Origin of the sequence: Pseudomonas sp. T1.Ur (assembly GCF_023516725.1) — a bacterium.
GTDB lineage: Bacteria > Pseudomonadota > Gammaproteobacteria > Pseudomonadales > Pseudomonadaceae > Aquipseudomonas > Aquipseudomonas alvandae.
This window is the reverse complement of sequence record NZ_JAMGSN010000001.1, coordinates 2,279,556-2,293,490: the sequence shown is the minus strand read 5'-3', so window position 1 is coordinate 2,293,490 and position 13,935 is coordinate 2,279,556. Positions and strand designations below refer to the sequence as shown.

The following is a 13,935-nucleotide window of genomic DNA, read 5'->3' as shown; positions in this document are numbered from 1 at the left end:
GGGTTGCCTGTAGGAGCTGCGTAGAAGATGCGTAGGAGCTGCGTAGGAGCTGCGTAGGAGCTGCCGAGTGCAACGAGGCTGCGATCTTTCCTCTGCTCATTGAGTCGTGAGCGAAAGATCAAGATCAAGATCAAGATCAAGATCAAGATCAAGATCAAGATCAAGATCAAAAGATCGCAGGCTTCGCCAGCTCCTACAGAGCCCAGCGGGAGCAAGCTCCCTCGCCACAAAAGCGTTGCATAGCCCTTCAGTACTTCACCAAATCGGCACGCTATACGTCACCAGAAACCGCGTCTGGTTTTCATCGCGAAACGCCGCCGTGCCCGGGAAATCATTGCGATAGATCGACTTGCGCGCCAGCAGCCCGACGTTTTTCAGCGGACCGCTCTGGATCACGTAGCCAAGCTCCACCTGGAACTCTCGCTCCTTGCGATCCTCGGCGTTGAGGGCCGCCAACTCAATGTGATCGCCACGCACGTAGCGCAACCGGGTTCGCAGGCCTGGCACGCCCACGGCGGCGAAGTCGTAGTCGTGGATCGCTTGCCAGGTGCGTTCCTTGGCATTGAGGAAGTCCGAGCTCATGGTCATCTCGCTCAAGCCCATCAGCTCGGTGCCAGACACATACGGCGTCGCGGTATCGCCGCTGGCGTGCATGTAGCCCAGGCTGACGCGATGGCCGCCCAGGCGATAACCCACCAGCGCCGATACGTTGCGGTTATCCACCTTGCCGGCCTTGGCGGCGCCATCGTCGTCGCTGAAAAAGCTGCGCAGGTCGGTGGTCAGCACGCCGTCGCCCAGCGGCAGGTTGTGCAGCAATGCAAAGGTGTTCTGTTGGTACAGGTCAGCCACTTCGGCGTGGTAGACGCGCAGGCTGAGGTCCTTGCCGACCTGGTAATCGCCTCCCACATACGCCATATGGGACGTGGTCGCCGCGCCGTTGAAACGGCGATTGGGCGAGGCAATGGTCATGGGCTGGTAATCGGTGGAGTCGCGCCGGGCGATGCGGTCGATATAGCCGGTGTTCACTGTCAAGCCATCGAAGTCCTTGGAACTGAGCGTCGTCCCGCGAAACGTCTGCGGCAACAACCGCGAAGGGCTGGCGAAAGCGAACGGCAGGAAGATCGACACGTCGCCGGTCTTCACGGTCGTTTGGGCGAAGCGCAGTTTTCCGGTCAGGCCCAGGCGCGAATACTCGTCCGCGGCGCGCTTGTCGCTGCTGGACACCGGCAACAGTTCGGTACCGCTGCGATCCGGCGATGAGTCGAGCTTGATGCCGAGCAATCCACGCGCATCGAGGCCAAACCCGACCGTGCCCGGGGTGAACCCCGACTCCATGTTCATGAAGATGCCCTGGGCCCATTCCCGGGCCGCCGTCTTCGCGCCGTCGTCCTTGTAGTCGCGGTCCAGGTAGTAATTGCGCAAGGTCAGCGTGCCATGGCTGTCGTCGACGAAGCCGTCGGCCCACGACGCGGCGGAACACAGGCTCAGACCGACCAGGGCGAACAGGTGAATGATCGGTGATACGGCGGGCACGTGGGCGTACCGGATAACGTTCGGCATGTTCGATGTCCATTTTTTGTTGTTGTTTTTCTATCGAGGCGAGCGCCGGATGGCGGCCCCGCGGACAAAGAATGGAAATGATCGAGGCGCCTCGTCAATTGAGAATGTCCGATAATCGAACGTTAATATCTTTAACCAGTTTTCCAAAGAACAGGCTCTTTCCAAGCAAACCTTTGATTTGTCGAGTGATCTGCGTCTATTTCGCGGCCAGCACAGGACGATTCATTTTTTAGTTAGCTTTGTTATCTTAATCGCACCTGCTGGTTGCTTTGCGCCACAGTCCTGACAAGAACAATAAGAGGATTCGCCATGAACCATTCGCCGCGCCGGGCGACGTTGACCATCGCCTTGTGTTTCATCGTCGCGTTGATCGAGGGGTTCGACCTCCAGTCAGCCGGCACCGCTGCCGCGGGCTTGCGGCAGACGTTCAGCCTCGACCCGAAAATGATGGGATGGGTGTTCAGCGCGGGCATCATCGGGTTGCTGCCGGGTGCATTCTTCGGCGGCTGGATCGCCGATCGCATCGGTCGCAAGAAAATCCTGATCGCCGCAGTCCTGCTGTTCGGCGTGTTTTCCCTCAGCACTGCTTATGTCGAACAATTTTCCAGCTTGCTCGTGGTGCGCTTCATGACCGGACTCGGGCTGGGCGCCGCCCTGCCCAACCTCATCGCCTTATGCGCCGAAGCGGTAGGCGAACAGCGGCGCGGCACGGCCATCAGCGTGATGTACGCCGGTGTTCCCCTGGGCGGCGCGCTGGCCGCGGTGGTTGCGATGACGTTTGGCGAGCACTGGCAGATGACGTTCTTCATCGGCGGCCTGGCGCCCTTGCTCGTGGTGCCGCTGATGCTGTTGTGGCTGCCGGAGTCGAGCGCCTTCAAGCAGGTCCGGCATGTCAGCGGCGAAGCCCGCAGCTCCATCGGCCAAGCGTTGTTTGGCGAAGGTCGAGGCATGACCACGCTGGGTCTCTGGTTGAGCTATTTCTTCACCCTGACAGTGATGTACATGTTGCTCAACTGGCTGCCTTCGCTGCTCCTGGAACAAGGCTTCAGCAAACCGCAGGCCGGCCTGGTGCAGATGTTGTTCAACATCGGCGGAACCCTCGGCTCACTGCTCGGCGGCCTGCTGCTGGACCGTTGCAACGCGTTCAAGGTCGTGCTCTTCGTTTACGCCGGGCTGTTGAGCGCCCTGGCCGGGGTCGGGGTATCGGTCGGCATCGTGCCGATGGGCATTGCCGGGTTCGCCGCCGGGTTGTTCGTCATGGCCGCGCAGTTGGTCCTCTACGCCTTGGCACCGCCCTCCTACCCCACGGCCGTCCGTGCGACAGGTGTCGGAGCTGCGGTGGCCATCGGACGCCTGGGCTCGGTGGCCGGGCCGCTGGCCGCTGGCCAGATCCTCGCGGCCGGGGCCGGTACCAGCACCGTATTGCTGGCGACCTCCCCGGGACTGGTCATTGCGACGCTGGCCATCCTCAGCGTGATTCGCAACGCGGGCGGACCACGGGTCAGTACGGTGAACTCGGCGGCGGAGCACTCCTGAAAACAGGAACAGCGGGATACACCGTACTACCGCCTTCGCGAGCAAGCTCGCTCCCACATTGGATTTGCGGCGGTCACAAGATGCGCATACGCCGCAAAATCCTGTGGGAGCGAGCTTGCTCGCGAAGAGGCCGGCACTTCCAGCATCGCCATCGACTGTGACACCGCTTTCGCGAGCAAGCTCACTCCCACATTGGATTTGTGGCGGTCAAAAGATGCGCATACGCCGCAAACTTACAGGGGCAATGCGCCCCGCTCAAAGCGCCGAAGCAATAGCCTCCCCGACATCCTGGGTCGAACCCCGGCCCCCGAGGTCGGGCGTAATCGGCCCCTCGGCAATCACCTGTTCAATGGCCCTGAGAATCCCATCATGTGCCGCACGATAGCGTTCATCGCCATTGCCCAGGAAATCCAGCATCAGGGCCCCGGACCAGATCATCGCGATCGGGTTGGCAATGTTCCGTCCATAGATGTCCGGCGCCGAACCATGCACCGGTTCGAACAGCGAGGGAAAGCGTCGCTCCGGGTCGAGGTTGGCCGAAGGCGCGATACCGATCGTGCCAGCACAGGCCGGCCCGAGGTCGGACAGGATGTCGCCAAACAGGTTCGACGCCACGACCACGTCGAAACGATCCGGTTGGAGCACAAACCGTGCACAGAGGATATCGATGTGTTGCTTGTCCCAGGTGACGTCCGGGTACTGCTGCGCCATGAGCGCCGTGCGTTCGTCCCAGTACGGCATGCTGATGGAAATGCCGTTGGACTTGGTCGCCGCCGTCAGGCGTTTGCGTGGTCGGGCCTGGGCAAGATCGAAGGCGAACTTGAGGATCCGGTCCACGCCGCGTCTCGTGAACACCGACTCCTGCAGGACGAATTCATGCTCGGTGCCCTCGAACATCTTGCCGCCGACCGAGGAGTATTCGCCCTCGGTGTTTTCACGAATCACCACGAAGTCGATGTCCCCGGGTTCGCGTCCGGCCAACGGGCACGGCACGCCGGGAAACAGCCGCACGGGACGGATATTGACGTATTGGTCGAAGTCCCGGCGAAACTTCAGCAGCGAGCCCCACAGCGAAATGTGGTCCGGGACCTTGTCCGGCCAACCCACGGCACCGAAGTAGATCGCGTCGAAGTCCTTGAGTTGTTCAAACCAGTCGGACGGCATCATCTGCCCATGTTCCAGGTAGTAGTCGCAGTGGGCCCAGTCGAGCACTTCGATGTTCAAATCCAGTTGCCACTTTTTCGCCGCCTGCTCCAGCACCCGCAGGCCTTGCGGCAAGACTTCCTTGCCGATGCCATCGCCGGCAATCGCGGCGATCCTGAATGACTTGCTCATCAACCCAATCTCCTCTGTCCAAACGGTGAAGGGATCACAGCCCACCGATGTGGAAGGCTTTTACTTCAAGGTATTCGTCCAGGCCGTACTTGCTGCCCTCGCGGCCCACGCCGGACTGCTTGATGCCGCCGAAGGGGGCAACGTCCATGGAGATTAGCCCGGTATTGAGGCCGATCATGCCGAACTCCAGCGCCTCGCCGAACCGCCATGAACGGCGCAAATCCTGAGTGAAGAAATAGGCACCCAAGCCATAAGGCGTTGCGTTGGCCAGGGCCAGCGCCTCTTCTTCCGTGCTGAAACGCATCAATGGCGCGACCGGACCGAAGGTTTCTTCATTGGCAAGCAACATCCCCGCGTGCGCCTCACCGAGCACCGTTGGCCGGACGAACTGGCTTTCGCCGTCGGGGATGCCTCCGCAGAGCAGGCGCGCGCCCTGGCTCAACGCCTCATCGATATGCCGGGCGACCTTGCTGACCGCCGCCGCATTGATCAGCGGGCCCATGTTCACCTCGGCGTCAAGGCCATCGCCGACCTTCAGCTTGCCGACCTCCTCCACCAGGCGCCGGGCGAAGCGATCGTAGATGCCGTCCTGCACGAGAATCCGGTTGGCACAGACGCACGTCTGCCCCGCGTTGCGGAATTTGCTCAGCATGACGCCGGCCACGGCCTGCTCCAGGTCAGCGTCGTCAAACACGATGAACGGCGCGTTTCCCCCCAGTTCCAGGCTCAGACGCTTGATGTGTTCAGCACTTTGGCGCATCAGCAGCCGACCGACCGCAGTGGAGCCGGTGAACGAGATCTTGCGCACCGTCGGGTTGCCGGTCAGTTCTTCGCCAATGCCGGCGGGCAGGCCGGTCACCACGTTGAAGACCCCGGCCGGAATGCCGACCCGCTCAGCCAAGACCGCCAGCGCCAAGGCCGACAGTGGTGTCAGGTCCGAAGGCTTGACCACGATTGTGCAGCCGGCGGCCAGGGCCGGCGCGCACTTGCGGGTGATCATCGCGTTGGGGAAATTCCAGGGGGTGATTGCGGCACAGACACCCACCGGCTGCTTGAGCGTCAATAAGCGACGATCACCGCTGGGGGCCTGCATGGTTTCGCCGTAGACCCGCCGTGCTTCTTCGGCGAACCATTTGACGAAGCTGGCGCCGTAGCGGATTTCGCCCATGGCCTCGGTCAGCGGCTTGCCCTGTTCACAGGTCAGGATCAGCGCCAGATCGTCGAGGTTATCCAGCATCGCCTGGTACCAGCGGTCGAGCAACGCCGCCCGCTCCACCGCCGGGCGCGCCCGCCAGGCCGGCCAGGCACGCTCGGCGGCCTCGATGGCGCGCCGGGTTTCGCTGGCGTGTATCGCCGGTACCCGAGCGAGTACCTCGCCGGTGGCCGGGTTGATGACGTCCAAGGTAGCGGCGCTGTCGGCGCCGACCCACTGGCCGTCGATGTAAGCGAGTTCCACCAGCAGGCTGGGGTCTTTCAGGCGATTCTTGAGCATGGCGTGGAGTCCTGTTCTGAGACAGTCTCCAGTCTATGGAGTCGTCCTGGACGAGGATGCTGAAAACGCCGCTCCTACAGCCGTGAATGCTGAATTTCAGCCTTCGACGGCACGCTTTACCGCGACACTACTGAAGACGCATCGAACCCAACAACCCGTGTAGAAAACGTTCGCCCGCTTCCATCTGGCTGACCTCGATGAACTCGTCAGGCTTGTGCGCCTGTTCTATCGAACCGGGGCCACAGACCACCACCGGTACGTCCAGGCGTTGCTTGAACAACCCGCCCTCGGTGCCGAACGAGACTTTGGCGGTGCCGGTGTCCGGGGCGGCGAAGTTTTTCAGGAAACGTACCGCTTCGACACTCGGGTGGGTGTCGAGGCCTGGATAGACATTCAAGGTCTCGATGTCGATGTCGGCCACGCTGGAAAGCTTCTTGGCTTCGCTCACGATCAGTTCGGCTCGCTCGCGCATCTGTTCCAGGAACCCGTCCAGGTCGTCCGCTGGCAGGTTACGCACTTCGAAATCCAGGGTGCACAGGTTTGGCACGATGTTCAGCGCCTTGCCGCCGACTATCTGCCCGACATGCACGGTGCTGTAGGGCACGTCGTAGTCGGTGTCCCGGGCGCCCTGCTCTTGCAATTGCTGCTGGCTCAGGCGCAGCGCGGCGATGAAATCGCAGGCCACGTGGATCGCATTGACCGAGCGCGGTGCGAGGGAGGAATGCGCTTCCAGGCCGCGACAGTAGGTGCGGTAGGAGCCCTTGCCCTTGTGCCCGAGCACGAACTGCATCTGGGTCGGCTCGCCGATGACGCAGAGGAACGGCCGGACCGGTGCCAAGTGCAGCACATCGAGCAAGCGCCGCACCCCGACGCAACCGATCTCTTCGTCATGGGACAACGCCAGTTGCAATGGCCGGCTCAGGGGCTCTTCCGTGGCGGCGAGCATGGCGTCGATGGCCAGCGCAATGAAACCCTTCATGTCGCAACTGCCACGGCCATAAATTCGCCCGTCCCGCACCGTCGCCTCAAACGCCGGGACAGTCCAGGCCTGCCCCGCCGCCGGCACCACGTCGGTATGACCGGACAGCAGGATGCCCGGCACATCCCGTGGCCCGGCGCTGGCAAACAGATTGGCTTTCCTGCCCGTTTCATCCTTGACGATGAGCGACTCGATGCCCTGGGTCAGCAGCAGGTCGCGTACATACTCGATCAAGGCCATGTTCGACTCCGAGGAGACGGTATCGAAGGCCATCAGCCGTTTGAGAATGTCCAATACCCTGGGTTTCATGCGTACGCCGCCACGGTCAGAGGGTTCGATTGTTGGGTTTTTATCAGTTCGGCGCTGTCATGGTGGCAGAGAATTTCACTGCCTCCGGCAATGGTCCGCCGCTCTGGCGCGACACAATTGCACAGGCCATCCACCCTCACCGGACAGCGGCTGAGGAAGGTACACAAACCGGCCACATTGGCTCGAGGACCTAAGGCCGGCAATGTCTGGCAGGTCGTTGCGCCGCAGCTTTCCAGCCAGCCCTGGCGCAGTTCCGGCACGGAATGGATCAACAGGTCGGTGTAGGGATGGAACGGTGCGTGTGCGTAGGCTTCGCGGGTTCCGGCCTGGATCTTGTGGCCGCTGTACATCACCACGATGTCGTCACACAGGGCCCGCACCGTGGAAATGTCGTGGCTGATGAACAGATAGGACACGCCGAGCTGCTGGCGCAGGTCGCGCAGCAGTTCCAGGATCGCCGCCCCGACCACCGTGTCCAGGGCCGAGGTCACTTCGTCGCAGAGGATCAGGTCCGGCTTGGCCGCCAAGGCCCGGGCCAGGTTGACCCGTTGTTTCTGCCCGCCGGACAGTTCGTTCGGCCGCCGGTCCGCCATCGCGCGCGGCAACCGCACCAGGTCCAGCAGCTCACCGATACGCTCGCGCAATGCCGCGCCCTTGAGACCGAAATACATCTTCAACGGACGGCTCAGGAGGGTGCTGACGCTGTGCATCGGGTTGAGCGCGGTGTCGGCATTCTGGAAAACCATCTGGATGCGCCGGAACTGCTCGTGAGTCCGTGACGACAGGCTGCCACCCAAGGGTTGGCCGTCGAAGGTCAAGCCGCCAAGGGCCGGTGTCAACAGCCCCGCCACCACTCGGGCCAAGGTCGATTTGCCAGAGCCCGACTCGCCAATCACGCCGATGGCCTGGCCACGGCGGATCGTCAGGTCGATGTCTTCGAGCACGCGAATGGCGGGCATGCCCTGGGCATTTTTGTTGCCGTAGCCAGCGGTCAGTCCCTGGATGACCAGCAAGGGCGTTTCTTGCGCGATGTCGGCAGGTGGACGAATCGTCGTGTCCGGCCGCGCCGCCGCCAGCAAGCTGCGGGTGTATTCGTGGGACGGGCCCTGGAGCAACGGTGCCGTGGCACTGTGTTCGAAGATTTCACCGCCGTTGAGTACGACAATCTGGTCAGCCATCTGCGCCACGACCGCCAGGTCGTGGGACACGTAGACCGCCGTCGCCCCGCGCTCATGGACCACCCGTTTGAAGGCCCGCAGCACGTCGATCTGGGTGGTTACGTCCAGCGCCGTGGTCGGTTCGTCGAGCACCACCAGCAACGGATCGCTGATCAGCGCCATGGCCGCCATCACCCGTTGCAGTTGGCCGCCGGACACCTGGTGCGGATAGCGTTGGCCGATGCGTTCCGGGTCTGGCAGGGCCAGGTCGCGGAACAGCTCGACGGCCTTGGCTTCAAGCTCGGCCCGGCTGCCCAGGCCGTGGATCAATGCGCCCTCCACCACTTGGTCAATGAGTTTCTTCGCCGGATTGAACGCCGCCGCGGCGCTCTGGGCGATGTACGACACCCGGTTGCCTCGCAGCTTCTGCAATTGGCTGTCATTCAGCGCCAGCATGTCATGCTCGCCGACGTGCACGCTGCCGCCGGCCAACCGGCAACCGCGCCGGGCATACCCGAGCAGCGCCAGGGCAATGGTGGTCTTGCCGGAGCCGGATTCACCGATCAATGCCAGCACTTCTCCTTTTTCCAGGGAAAAGCTGACGCCCTTGACGATATCGACCTCTCCACGCTCGCCACAGGCCACCACTCGCAAGTCCTGGACTCGAATCAATTCGCTCATCTCAATGACCTCCCGAACGTCGATTGCGTCGCGACGACACCCGGTCGATGAACAGATTCACGCCGATGGTCAGGGTGCCAATCGCCAGGGCCGGTATCACGATGGCCGGCGCGCCCTGATTGAGGCCACCGATGTTTTCGCGCACCAGGGAGCCAAGGTCGGCGTCCGGCGGTTGCACGCCGAGCCCGAGGAAACTCATGCCGCTGAGCAGCAGCACGATGAAGCCGAAGCGCAGGCCCAGGTCCGCCAGCACCGGGTTGAGGATGTTCGGCAGGATTTCCACGCAGGCGATGTACAGTCGGCGCTCGCCCCGGGTGCGGGCCACTTGCACGTACTCCAGGGCTTCGATATTCACCGCCATGCTACGGGCGATGCGAAAGGCGCCGGGGGTGTAGCTCAACACCGCCGTACAGATCAGCAAGGTGACCGAGGAGCCGAAAGCCGAGACCATGATCAACGCGAGCATCTTGCTCGGAATCGAAATGAACGCGTCCATCAAGCGGCTGATCAGTTCATCCAGCCACTTCGGCGACACCACCGACAGCAAGGCCAGGCTGGTGCCCAACGTGCTGGACAATACCGCCGCCACCAGCGCGAGGCCGACGGTAAAGCGGGCGCCGACGAGGATCCGGCTGAGCATGTCGCGGCCCAGGTAATCGGTGCCGAAGGGATACGCGGCGCTGAAAGTATCGAAGACGTTGTCGGAGACCACCTCACCCACCGGGTGCGGCGCCAGCCAGGGGCCGAATATCGCCACCAACAGCCAGATGGCACACATCGCGGCGCCGGCCAGGCCCAGCCAGGACGCGCCATGGGGGTCTTTGCCCACCCCCAGCGCCGCGGCCGCAGGCGGGGATTTCACAATGAGATTGTTCATTGGTTTCTCAGCCTCGGATTGGAAAGAATCGCGCACAGGTCGGCAATCAGCACCAACGCCAGGTACGCGGTACAGAACAACATCGTGCAGCCCTGGACCAGGGCCATGTCGCGGTTGGTCACGGCATCGACCATCAGGCTGGCGATGCCGGGGTAGTTGAAAATCGTTTCGACGATCACCACCCCGCCCAGCAGGTAGGACAGGCTCAGGGCGATGGCATTGGCGATGGGCCCGATGGCATTGGGCAAGGCATGGCGAAGTACGATGCGGACATTGCTCACGCCTTTGAGCCGGGCCATTTCCACATAGGGGCTGTCGAGCTGATCGATGACCGCCGCCCGGGTCATGCGCGACATCTGCGCGACAATCACGCAGCACAGCGTCATCACCGGCAAGGCGTAGGTGCGCATGAATTGCCAGGGTGAGGTGATGTCACTGGCGTAGGACAACGCCGACAGCCAACCCAGGTTCACCGCGAATATCAGCACCGCCAGGGTGGCCACCAGAAACTCCGGCACCGCCACCATGGTCAGGGTGAAAAAGCTCAGGAAACTGTCGATGCGCCCGCCCCGGCCCATGGCCGAGCCGATACCCAGCGTCAACGCCACCGGCACTGAAACCAATGCCGTGGCCGCCGCGAGCATCAAGGTGTTGGGGACCCGGCCGGCCATCAGATCGATGACCGGCATGGCATTGGAAATCGACATCCCCAGGTCACCGCTGAGCAGGCTCGTCAGCCAGTGCAGGTAACGCAACACACCAGGCTGGTCGAGGCCCATTTTCGCCCGCAGGGCGGCGACCTGTTCCGGCGTTGCGAACTGTCCCAGGGACTGTTGCGCCGCGTCGCCCGGCAACACCGCCGTGATGGCGAACACCACCATGGACACAATCAACAAGGTCAGCACCGCCGCCCCCAGGCGCCGGCCAATCAACCACAGTGTGTTGCTATTCATCACCCGTCCCTCATGCAATGCAGCGCGAACCCGAGGTTCATCAGGCGTCCAGCCAGACTTGCTCGGCGAACATGTAGCCCATGAAACCGCCCAACGGGTTGGCGCCATAGCCTTTGACGCGCTGGTCGGCGCCGTCGATGTTGCTGATGAACACCGGCACGCCGATACCGCTGTGTTCATGCACCAGGGCTTGCATGTCGCCGTACATCTTGCCGCGCTTGGCCTCGTCGGTTTCCCCTCGCGCCTGTACCAGCAGTTGGTCGAACTGCTCGTTTTTCCAGGCCGATTCGTTCCACGGGGCCGTCGACTGGAAGAACTGCGAGAAGATCATGTCGGCATTCGGACGCGGGTTGATGTTGCCGAAGCTCAGCGGGTGCTTGGCCCAATGGTTGGACCAGTAGCCATCGCTGGGCAGCCGGTTGACGTCGAGCTTGAGCCCGGCCTCCTTGGCCGATTGCTGCAGCAACACGGCGACATCCACCGAACCGGTCGCGGCGGGCGAGCACATCAGCGGCATGCTGATGCTTTCCATGCCGGCCTTCTTGAGCAGGAACTTGGCCTTTTCCGGATCGTAGGCCCGTTGTGGCAACTCGGCGTTGTAGAAACGCGCGCCGGGTGCGATGGGGTGATCGTTGCCGACCCGGGCGTAGCCACGGAAAATCGCCGACTTGATCTGCTCACGGTCCAGCAACAGCTTCATGGCCTGGGTGAACTCCGGGCTTTGGCCCGGCATCTGGTCCTGGCGGATGATCAGGTCAGTGTAGTTGCCCGACGGCGAATCGATGACCCGGTGCTTGGCGCTGGCCTTGATACGTGTGGTCGAGCGCGGATTGACCTCGTTGACGATGTGCACGTCGCCCGACAACAGTGCGTTGATCCGCGACGATTCGTCGGCGATGCCGATGAATTCGATTTCGTCCAGGTACGGCAAGCCGGGTTTCCAGTAATTGGCATTGCGCGCCCCCACGGAACGCACGCCGGGCTTGAATTCCTTGACCTTGAACGGACCGGTGCCGATGCCCTGGCTGAAATCGCTGGTGCCCTCGGGCACGATCAGCATGTGCGAGACGGCCAGCACCGACGGCAATTCAGCGTTGGGGCCGCTCAACTGTATCTGCACTTCATGGGTGCCGACGGCTTTCACATCGGCGAACTGCGACGCCAGCGGCAGGACCTTGGAGCCGGTGATCGGGTCCTTGTGGCGCAACAACGAGAACACCACGTCGGCGGCGGTCAGGGCCTTGCCATTATGGAAGGTCACTTCCGTGCGCAGGCTGATCACCCAGAGGGTGGCGTCGGTGGTTTCGATGCGCTCGGCCAGCTCCAGTTGCGGGACCATATGACTGTCGAAACGCGTCAGCCCGTTATAGAACATGTAATGGCGCACGTAATCGGTGGAGGACGAACCTTTGGCCGGGTCCAGGGTATCGGCGGTGGAACTGGTCGAACCGGCGACGCGGATCCGCCCGCCCGGCTTGCCTTTGCCAGGGCTTGCGGCCTCCTCATCGGCGAACAGCTTGCCGGCGGTGCCGAACAGGCTGCCGGCGCCCGCCACCGCTACCCCGGCCAATCCGAGCATTTGCAATGCATTGCGGCGCGACATGCCGCGATTGAGCCCTTCGAAAATGCGCAGACTTTCCGTACCTGTTACCAACTGGGTGTCGATACTGTTTTTCTTGTCAGTCATGTCAGTTCTACCTTTCGGAAGTGATAAGGCTCGATGGCTCGCGATTAACGCAACGTTGTGAAACGTGAAGCGTCCCCCATTAACTCAATGCAAATAGTCTTGAAGCCGGTAATACGCCCCCACGAACGGCAGGAACCAAGGCTTGCCGAAATGCCCGGGGATGGCCGGCCAATCGAGCTCGCGCCAAGGGTTGGCCTCCAGGTTGCCAGCCATGACGTCGGCCATGACCTGGCCCATGTGCACCGACATCTGCACGCCATGGCCGCTGTAGCCCATGGAGTGATAAACCCCGCCGTGCTGGCCGGCCCGGGGCAACCGATCGGAAGTCATGTCCACCAACCCGCCCCAGCAATAATCGACTTTTACCTGGGCCAGTTGCGGGAACATCTGCACCATTGCGGCATGCAGAACCTTGCCGCTCTTGGCGTCGGACACGCTGTCCGACATGGCGAACCGCGCACGCCCGCCAAACAGCAGGCGGTTGTCCGGCGTCAGGCGAAAGTAATTTCCGATCATGCGGCTGGTGACATACGAGCGATGGGCCGGCAGCAGGCTGTCGACCAAGGCCTGGGGCAGCACCTCGGTGACGATCACGAAACTGCCCACCGGCACGATCCTGCGCCGATACCAGCCCAACCCGCCCTGTTGGCAGGTGCCGGTGGCCAGCAGGATTTGCGTGGCCTGCAGCGAACCCTTGGTGGTGTTGACCCGATAACCGCCCGCACTGGCTTTCCAGTCCGTTACGGACACGCCCTGGAAAATCAATGCGCCGTGACGCGCGGCGGCCTCGGCCAACCCGACCCCGAAACGCCCGACATGCATCTGCACGCCATTACGCTGCAGCAGGCCGCCATGAAATTGGGCCGAGTCGACTTCAGCGCGGGTCTCCTGCGCGGATAACAACTCGACCTCGGCATCGACCTCGCGGCGAATCAATTCGCACGTGCGCGCCAGGCCTTCATAATGCATCGGCTTGGCGGCCAGCTTGAGCTTGCCATTGCGCGTGAGGTCGCAAGCGATCCGCTCCTGCTCCACCAGCGAGACAACACTCTGCACCGCGCTTTCATAAGCCTGGTAATAGGCGCGCGCCTTATCGGCGCCGAGGCTGGCACTCAGGGCCGCGTAGTCCTGGGCAACGCCGGTGTTGCACTGGCCGCCATTGCGCCCCGATGCCTCGCCAATCACCCGCCCGCCTTCCAGCACCGCCACGCTGGCCCCCTTCAAGGCCAGGGCCCGGGCCGCCGCCAGGCCGGTGAAACCACCACCGACGATGGCCACGTCGACCTGTCCGGGCAACGCGCCGAGCTGGGCACCGGTAAACGCCGGTGCGGTATCGAGCCAATAGGACTCACTGCCCATGTCAAAACCC

The 13,935-nt window shown here is 62.7% G+C and carries 10 protein-coding genes; 1 reads left to right on the top strand and 9 read right to left on the bottom strand.

All coding sequences use genetic code 11. The features are described 5' to 3' along the window. Positions 1–255: 255 nt before the first annotated feature. The gene (locus M8Q45_RS10365; protein ID WP_249874643.1) at positions 256–1,560 is read right to left on the bottom strand and encodes an OprD family porin; all 1,305 of its coding nucleotides are present in this window, start codon (positions 1,558–1,560) and stop codon (positions 256–258) included. Between the two features lie 309 nt (positions 1,561–1,869). Here M8Q45_RS10365 and mhpT point away from each other — a divergent pair, with 309 nt between their 5' ends. Further along, positions 1,870–3,096: a 3-(3-hydroxy-phenyl)propionate transporter MhpT gene (mhpT, locus tag M8Q45_RS10360; RefSeq protein WP_249874642.1), complete on the top strand. Its 1,227-nt coding sequence runs from the start codon at positions 1,870–1,872 to the stop codon at positions 3,094–3,096. A gap of 255 nt (positions 3,097–3,351) precedes the next feature. Here the strand turns inward: mhpT and M8Q45_RS10355 are convergent, their stop codons facing one another. The 8 genes from M8Q45_RS10355 to M8Q45_RS10320 form a co-directional block, all read right to left on the bottom strand. Beyond that, positions 3,352–4,431, bottom strand: coding sequence for a tartrate dehydrogenase (locus tag M8Q45_RS10355; protein ID WP_249874641.1), 1,080 nt, complete (start codon positions 4,429–4,431; stop codon positions 3,352–3,354). A gap of 34 nt (positions 4,432–4,465) precedes the next feature. After that, the gene (locus M8Q45_RS10350; RefSeq protein WP_249874640.1) at positions 4,466–5,923 is read right to left on the bottom strand and encodes an NAD-dependent succinate-semialdehyde dehydrogenase; all 1,458 of its coding nucleotides are present in this window, start codon (positions 5,921–5,923) and stop codon (positions 4,466–4,468) included. A 127-nt stretch (positions 5,924–6,050) separates the two neighbouring features. Then, a complete protein-coding gene (gene argE / locus M8Q45_RS10345) occupies positions 6,051–7,211 on the bottom strand; it encodes an acetylornithine deacetylase (RefSeq protein ID WP_249874639.1) in 1,161 nt (386 codons plus the stop codon). After that, positions 7,208–9,049 carry an ABC transporter ATP-binding protein gene (locus tag M8Q45_RS10340; RefSeq protein WP_249874638.1) on the bottom strand — a complete coding sequence of 614 codons (1,842 nt, stop codon included), beginning with the start codon at positions 9,047–9,049 and terminating at the stop codon, positions 7,208–7,210. The genes argE and M8Q45_RS10340 overlap by 4 nt, the downstream gene beginning before the upstream one ends. A 1-nt stretch (position 9,050) precedes the next feature. Beyond that, positions 9,051–9,926, bottom strand: coding sequence for an ABC transporter permease (locus tag M8Q45_RS10335; RefSeq protein WP_249874637.1), 876 nt, complete (start codon positions 9,924–9,926; stop codon positions 9,051–9,053). Continuing rightward, entirely contained in the window at positions 9,923–10,879 is a 957-nt protein-coding gene (locus tag M8Q45_RS10330; protein ID WP_198798386.1) for an ABC transporter permease, read from the bottom strand. Before M8Q45_RS10330 ends, M8Q45_RS10335 begins: the two co-directional genes overlap by 4 nt. A gap of 40 nt (positions 10,880–10,919) precedes the next feature. Further along, on the bottom strand, positions 10,920–12,566 hold the full coding sequence (locus tag M8Q45_RS10325) for an ABC transporter substrate-binding protein (protein ID WP_249874636.1): 1,647 nt from the start codon (positions 12,564–12,566) through the stop codon (positions 10,920–10,922). An 84-nt stretch (positions 12,567–12,650) separates the two neighbouring features. Next, the gene (locus M8Q45_RS10320) at positions 12,651–13,925 is read right to left on the bottom strand and encodes an NAD(P)/FAD-dependent oxidoreductase (RefSeq protein ID WP_249874635.1); all 1,275 of its coding nucleotides are present in this window, start codon (positions 13,923–13,925) and stop codon (positions 12,651–12,653) included. Between the last annotated feature and the right edge of the window lie 10 nt (positions 13,926–13,935).

Bases quoted from the DNA above. Each gene is read 5' to 3' on its own strand.
- M8Q45_RS10365 (WP_249874643.1), bottom strand. From the start codon at position 1,560: ATGCCGAACGTTATCCGGTACGCCCACGTGCCCGCCGTATCACCGATC.
- M8Q45_RS10330 (WP_198798386.1), bottom strand. From the start codon at position 10,879: ATGAATAGCAACACACTGTGGTTGATTGGCCGGCGCCTGGGGGCGGCG.
- mhpT (WP_249874642.1), top strand. From the start codon at position 1,870: ATGAACCATTCGCCGCGCCGGGCGACGTTGACCATCGCCTTGTGTTTC.
- M8Q45_RS10320 (WP_249874635.1), bottom strand. From the start codon at position 13,925: ATGGGCAGTGAGTCCTATTGGCTCGATACCGCACCGGCGTTTACCGGT.
- M8Q45_RS10350 (WP_249874640.1), bottom strand. From the start codon at position 5,923: ATGCTCAAGAATCGCCTGAAAGACCCCAGCCTGCTGGTGGAACTCGCT.
- M8Q45_RS10340 (WP_249874638.1), bottom strand. From the start codon at position 9,049: ATGAGCGAATTGATTCGAGTCCAGGACTTGCGAGTGGTGGCCTGTGGC.
- M8Q45_RS10355 (WP_249874641.1), bottom strand. From the start codon at position 4,431: ATGAGCAAGTCATTCAGGATCGCCGCGATTGCCGGCGATGGCATCGGC.
- M8Q45_RS10335 (WP_249874637.1), bottom strand. From the start codon at position 9,926: ATGAACAATCTCATTGTGAAATCCCCGCCTGCGGCCGCGGCGCTGGGG.
- M8Q45_RS10325 (WP_249874636.1), bottom strand. From the start codon at position 12,566: ATGACTGACAAGAAAAACAGTATCGACACCCAGTTGGTAACAGGTACG.
- argE (WP_249874639.1), bottom strand. From the start codon at position 7,211: ATGAAACCCAGGGTATTGGACATTCTCAAACGGCTGATGGCCTTCGAT.